Annotated in this window: 7 protein-coding genes; 5 read left to right on the top strand and 2 right to left on the bottom strand. The window is 51.5% G+C overall.

The features are described 5' to 3' along the window. Positions 1 to 40: 40 nt before the first annotated feature. Together GX016_00425 and GX016_00420 are read right to left on the bottom strand one after the other, a co-directional pair. Positions 41 to 184 carry a hypothetical protein gene (locus GX016_00425; GenBank protein ID HHT70027.1) on the bottom strand — a complete coding sequence of 48 codons (144 nt, stop codon included), beginning with the start codon at positions 182 to 184 and terminating at the stop codon, positions 41 to 43. A gap of 231 nt (positions 185 to 415) precedes the next feature. Next, a complete protein-coding gene (locus tag GX016_00420; protein ID HHT70026.1) occupies positions 416 to 682 on the bottom strand; it encodes a hypothetical protein in 267 nt (88 codons plus the stop codon). A 217-nt stretch (positions 683 to 899) separates the two neighbouring features. Between GX016_00420 and ychF the strand changes: the two genes are divergently transcribed. The 5 genes from ychF to GX016_00395 form a co-directional block, all read left to right on the top strand. Next, complete coding sequence (ychF, locus tag GX016_00415; protein HHT70025.1) at positions 900 to 1964, top strand: redox-regulated ATPase YchF; 1065 nt, start codon at positions 900 to 902, stop codon at positions 1962 to 1964. Positions 1965 to 2094: 130 nt separating this feature from the next. Further along, a complete protein-coding gene (locus GX016_00410) occupies positions 2095 to 3774 on the top strand; it encodes a sensor histidine kinase (protein ID HHT70024.1) in 1680 nt (559 codons plus the stop codon). Continuing rightward, entirely contained in the window at positions 3752 to 4543 is a 792-nt protein-coding gene (locus tag GX016_00405) for a response regulator transcription factor (protein ID HHT70023.1), read from the top strand. The genes GX016_00410 and GX016_00405 overlap by 23 nt, the downstream gene beginning before the upstream one ends. 123 nt (positions 4544 to 4666) lie before the next feature. Further along, positions 4667 to 5218 (top strand): hypothetical protein, encoded by a 552-nt coding sequence (locus GX016_00400; protein HHT70022.1) that lies wholly within the window; start codon positions 4667 to 4669, stop codon positions 5216 to 5218. 32 nt (positions 5219 to 5250) lie between these two features. Beyond that, positions 5251 to 5697: carbon starvation protein A (locus tag GX016_00395; GenBank protein HHT70021.1), on the top strand; the 447-nt coding region annotated here is incomplete at its 3' end.

The following is a 5697-nucleotide window of genomic DNA, read 5'->3' as shown; positions in this document are numbered from 1 at the left end:
GCACTTTTCTAAAAGTGCGGGCCTTTGGGCATTTTGCTGGTTAAGCGATGCTGGTAGCTGATATTTCTTCTTCGAGATCCATGAACCTAATCAGCACTTTTAAGCGGGTGTCTTTATCATCACTAGCCCATTCGTCAAGAAGCTGTTCCCGCTCTTTTTTCAGGGCTTGTAATCTCCTGTTCACTGCCCGCAACCTCCTTCCGAAACTTTAGTATACCATAGTATTGTCCTTATTATCACACAAAAACAGAAATTGGTCAATGATATCCCTATTAAATTTGTGTTAAAACGACTGTAACTCACAACAAACGACATTCACTAAGAGCCGGAAGGGGTATGCAAGGCCGAAATCTAAAGAAATAAGCGGACTAACTTGGGTTAATCTTCAAAGATTGTTAAATTAAGGTCAGTTCTCTTAGCCGCCAGTAACAGGGGGAAAGATTTTCAGGGTTATGCTGGTCGGAATGATATCGTGAACCGAATAAATACGACCTTCGCTCAGCGGTAAGAGCCGGGCCCGGAGAGCTTCGTCGGTTGCCTCCAGGGGTAGTTCAGCCCCAAAAGCGGGATATTTGCCGGCCAGATATTGGAGGAGCTCCCATAACGTCAGGATGTCAAGTTCTAAGTTCAGCTCTGGCGCACCTATGATGGCATCATAAGGTGGATAAAACTGAATACGCATCCGAAATATCTCCTTTGCGATCAAGTGCCTTGTACCGCTGGGGCCCACGAGTAAAGGCTTATCTTGAGCCTATATTGTTTAATTGGGCACGTCAAGGTTTTCTTACCAGCCAAGTTTGTAGTATAATATCCATTAGTGGTGCCAGCACTTAGTACCATGCTTTTTCGCAGACAGAAGATACACCTTAGCTGCAGCATTTAGGAGGACAAAACAACCGATGAAAATTGGCTTATTGGGTTTGCCGCTGTCAGGTAAAACCACCTTTTTCAATTTGCTCACCGGAGCAGGGGTGACCACAGCGGCCTATGCCGAGGAACGGGCTAGCCACGCCGGGGTGGCGAAGGTTCCCGATACACGGGTGGATGTGCTTAGTGATTTGTTTGAGCCCCAAAAGACCACTTATGCCAGGATCAATATTGTGGATATTCCTGGTTTGGGCAAAAATGGGGCGCTGGAATATACCGCCCCCCTTCAAGATACAGATGCGTTGGTGCTTATTGTGCGAGGGTTTGTGAACGAGGCCATGGGGATGGCCGATTCACCCCACCCGGTGACTGATCTGGAGGATGTGCTGACAGAACTGATAATCTCGGATTTGAGCCTGGTGGAGCGGCGTCTGGAACGATTAGCCAAGAACTCCAAGGCAGCTAATATCCTACCCAGCGAACCGGAAGCGCTACTTAAGGCCCGAGAGGCCTTGGAGAATGAGCAGCCGGTGAGCAGTCAGGAGTATAGCGTTGAGGAAAAGCTGGCTCTGAGAAATTATGGGTTGTATACGGAAAAACCGATGCTGGCCGTGCTCAATACATCGGAAGAAGGGCTGAGCAGTAACAATGCCTTGGGACAGGCGGAACTTACGGCTTATACACGAGAGCATCACCTGCCTCTGCTGATGGTTTGTGCGCCGCTGGAAGAAGAAATAAGTCAACTCCCGGCCGATGAACGACTGGTATTCTTGGAAGATCTAGGGGTGAGCGAATCTGGGGTGGCTCGCCTGGCCCGGGCAGCTTATGCTCACCTGGACCTCATATCTTATTTTACCGTTGGCTCCGACGAAGTCCGGGCTTGGACAATTCATCGTGGCACTAGGGCCCGCCAAGCAGCCGGAAAGATTCACTCCGATATTGAGCGAGGCTTTATTCGGGCCGAGGTGGTGTCCTACGAGGACATGGTGCGCGAGAAAACCGTGGCCAAACTGCGGGAGAAAGGTTTGCTTAGACTGGAAGGCAAAGATTATGTTGTTCAAGACGGCGATATTATCTCGTTCCGTTTTAATGTCTAACGGCTGCTGGAGTTCTGTGAAGGCGGTTCCCGGTCCTATAGATTTAGCTTCTTTCGGCAGCTGGAAGCAGTGAGGGTACAGGGTGGTTTGAATAGACCGTGGGAGGTGAACGATCTTGTTGACACTATTTATGGAATTGGCCCTGAGAATGTGTGTCATTGCCACCAGCGCCTTTATTTTTAGCCGGATCCCGGTGTTCAGACGTGCGCTGAGTAAGATGGCCAGCGGCCGCGATAAGATATTGCTCACCTTGGTATTTGGTCTGTTCACACTGCTGGGCACGTATTGGGGCATTGAAGTTCAAGGTGCCATCGCCAACTCGCGCGCAGTTGGCGCAGTGGTGGCAGGACTCATCGGCGGTCCCTGGGTAGGGTTGGGAGCCGGGGCTATAGCTGGTTTGCATCGCTGGTCCTTAGGCGGCTTCACCGGTTTTGCCTGCGGTCTGTCGACCACGGTGGAAGGTTTGGTAGGCGGATTAGTATCACGACGAGTACAAAAAGTGGATTGGGAAGTGGGCCTGGCCACAGGGCTGGTGGCAGAGCTGCTGCAAATGGCGATTCTGCTTCTATTTGCCACCCCGTTTGAGGCCTCGCTGGAGCTGGTGAAGGTGATCGCTGTTCCCATGACGTTGGTCAACGGAGCCGGCGTGGGTATTTTCATTTCCATGCTAGACAGTCTCAAAGCGGAGGAAAACCGCATCAGCGCTGTACAAACCCAGAAAGTGTTGGAAATTGCCCGGCTGTCCCTGCCCCATCTAAAGCGCGGTCTGAATGAGTGTTCCGCCGGCTTCACGGCCCGCATCATTATCGAGCTCACTGGTGTCGACGCCGTCGCCATTACCGACCGCGAAACCGTGCTGGCTCATGTCGGTTTGGGTGCAGATCATCACTTACCCGGACATCCGTTTCTCACTGAGTCTACTGCCCGGGTGCTGGAACAGGGAACGGTGGAGGTGGCCCAATCAAAAGCCGATATCGGCTGCAGTGAGGAGAATTGCCCCTTAGAGTCGGGAGTGGTGGTACCGTTGTTTTGTCAGAACCGTATCGTCGGCTCGCTTAAGTTGTACCGGGCCCGTGCCGATGGCATTACACCGGTGGATGTTGAGGTGGCATCCGGTTTGTCCCAGCTCTTTTCCACCCAGCTGGAATTGGCTGAAGCGTCACGACGGGCGGAACTGGCGGCCCAGGCCGAGTTGACGGCCTTGCAGGCCCAAATTAACCCCCATTTCTTATTCAATGCTATTAACACCATTGTTTCCTACTGCCGAACGGAACCGAACACCGCTCGTACCTTGCTCCTGGATTTGGCCGCTTATTTTCGTCGCAATTTGGTCCAGGCCGGGGAATTTTGCACCTTGAAAGAGGAGCTGCAGCATGTACGGGCCTACTTGGCTTTAGAGCAGGCCCGCTTCGGTCCCAAGCTAAAGCTGGTGGAAGAGGTACCGGAGCAATTTCTTCAGGTGAAACTGCCTCGCCTGACCTTAGAGCCCCTGGTGGAAAATGCGGTCAAGCATGGAATTGCCCCTCGGCCCGAGGGGGGACAGGTTTCTATTTCGGCTTACCAACAGGGGTTGAACCTATGTCTGGTGGTAAGTGACAGCGGAATTGGCATGACCACCCAAACCTTGGAACAAGTTAGGCGGGGAACAACTTCAGGCGGTGTCGGTCTTACTAATGTCAGTGAGCGGTTGAAGAACGTTTACGGTTCCGAGTACGTCCCTACTATTACGAGCGTCTATGGAGAAGGTACCACGGTTCGTTTTGCTGTACCCCTGGGGGTGGAAGGTCATGAGCAGCTATCGGCCAGCTAAACTAAGGGTGTTGGTGGTGGACGACGAAGCCCCGGCCCGGTCAGAACTGAAGTATTTGCTGGAAAAGACGGGAAAAGTGACTGTAATTGGGGATGCAGCCAGCGGACCGGAAGCGATTGAGCTTACCTACGACTTACGTCCGGAGGCGGTGTTTCTCGATATTAAAATGCCGGGACAAGACGGATTTGCCGTGGCCGAGGCTATTTTAGCCGCGAACAGGCAACCGCCGTTATTCGTTTTTGCTACGGCTTTCGACAGTTATGCTCTGCAGGCTTTTGAAGTGAGCGCGGTGGACTATATCTTAAAGCCGTTCCAACAAGAGCGGGTAGCTCAGACGGTGGAGCGACTGCTTTCCTTGCGGTCTGGCTTTAAGCAAGTGGAGCTGGCCCAGAACCTGCAGACTCTATTGGAAAAGGTGAAGGAAGAGCAAGAGTCGGCCCGGGTACCGGTGGACATTAACGGCCGCATACTGCTGATACCAATAGCGGATATATGTGCAGCCTATTGCCGGGATAAGGATGTGCTGATTAAGACCAGAGAGCGGGAATATCATGTGCGCAGCACGTTAGCAGAGCTGGAGAAGCGACTGGGCTACCGGTTTTTTCGTGTTCACAAGGGCTATCTGGTAAATATCGATCATGTGGCTGAGATTATCCCTTGGTTTCATGGGAGCTACTTATTGGTAATAGCTGATGCCGAACACACCGAAATACCGGTGAGCCGGCGACAGGCACCGATACTGCGAGAGAAACTGGGACTGGTACTTTAATTGGCTAAACCGGTCAGCAGCGGTTTTTAACCGTTCAGCCGGTAATTTATACCGCTGAACCCTATTTAGTAGCTGGGGTTCAGCGGTTTTTGTTATTATTTTAATAAGGAGGAGTGTAGGCCAATGTTATCCGGGAATGAATATCTTGAAGTTATTACCAAACGGTTAGCGCCATACTTCGACTTAGCCCCGAAAGAACCTGTGGCCGGCCAGACCATGAATTTGGTGGCCCGTTTTAACATGCGTAACGAGAAGTATTTCTTTTTGAAGAAGATTACGCTCTATGCCTATGAAAACCACGAAACGGTATTGGTACGATGCCAGGACCGAATTACGCCACAAGTAGCCGAGGAGTTTTGTGCCTATCTTAAGAGAGCAGTTGCTGAGCTGGTCAACCCCAGCCAAGAACACATGTCCTCAATAGTTACAGGAGTCTTGGTGGCTGCTGCCGGCGTCACTCCTGAGGCCCGACGTATTATCGAACGTTTCCGTTACAGTCGTAATTTTAGTTTTCTGATACAAGGTTGGTGCGAGGTGAGGCTTCTGGCGGTAGATCTTGCCGCTAATGAAGTATATAGTAACAAAGCCGGGCGCTCGGTACGGAAGGCCTACCGTGTGCCTGAGGGAAAGGAGGCTGAGGGAGAGAGCTACGCGGCCTCATTAGGGTTACAATAATTTTGACCATAGGGTAAAAGGAGGACTTTAATATGAGTACCACCTTAATGGTCGTAATTGGCGCTATCATTCTATTTGTCGGTTATGTTTTTTATGGTAAATATTTGGCAGAGAAAGTTTTCGTTCTTGACCCCAAGGCTAAGACGCCGGCTGAAACCTTGTACGACGGAGTGGACTATGTTCCCACACCGGCCCCGGTGCTGTTAGGGCACCACTTTGCCAGCATCGCCGGCGCAGGCCCAATTACGGGGCCTATTGCTGCTGCGGCCTTCGGTTGGTTGCCGGTATTTCTTTGGATTGTAATCGGTAGCGTGTTTTTCGGCGGTGTCCACGATTTCTCCGCATTGATTGCCTCAGCGCGCCATGATGGGAAATCCATCGGAGAAGTGGTCCGCGCCCATATTGGCGAGAGAGGACAGTTCTTTTTCCTCTGCTTTTCTTACCTAGCGTTGGTTTTAGTTGTGGCGGTGTTCGCTATT

Source organism: Bacillota bacterium (assembly GCA_012837285.1).
Taxonomy (GTDB): domain Bacteria; phylum Bacillota; class DTU030; order DUMP01; family DUMP01; genus DUNI01.
Note: the sequence above shows the minus strand (reverse complement) of the source record. Positions and strands in the feature narration are given on the sequence as shown.